This window comes from Streptococcus sp. HMSC072D03, from assembly GCF_001812855.1.
In the GTDB taxonomy this organism is placed as follows: Bacteria; Bacillota; Bacilli; order Lactobacillales; family Streptococcaceae; genus Streptococcus; species Streptococcus salivarius_D.
Genome location: NZ_KV810665.1, coordinates 1 through 301, shown reverse-complemented (window position 1 = coordinate 301; position 301 = coordinate 1). Strand labels below are relative to the sequence as shown.

Sequence of the window (301 nt, the reverse complement as noted above, 5' to 3'; positions counted from 1 at the left end):
CCAGTCTACTTCCACAGTAACGGTAAACAAGCCAAAGGTGAACTAGTCACCGTCGATGGTAAAATCCACTACTACGATGCTAACTCAGGTGCCCGTTTGTCAAATATTGACATTACTATTAAAGGGCAAACCTATCACTTTGATGCGGATGGAAACGGAACACCAATTAGTTAATGAAGTTATAAATACTCCTTCTTAAAATGACAGTTTAAAATGAAAGGAGAATTATCATGGAAAAGAAAGTACATTTTAAACTTCACAAAGTTAAAAAACATTGGGTAACTATTGCAGTGACAGGACT

At 36.2% G+C, this 301-nt stretch carries 1 protein-coding gene and 1 pseudogene; both read left to right on the top strand.

Annotated elements, in window-relative coordinates; genetic code table 11:
- A pseudogene (locus HMPREF2877_RS11260) lies at positions 1-174 on the top strand (hypothetical protein); the annotation flags it as partial.
- A 56-nt stretch (positions 175-230) separates the two neighbouring features.
- On the top strand, positions 231-301 hold a 71-nt coding region (locus tag HMPREF2877_RS11470), incomplete at its 3' end, for a KxYKxGKxW signal peptide domain-containing protein (RefSeq protein ID WP_171963518.1).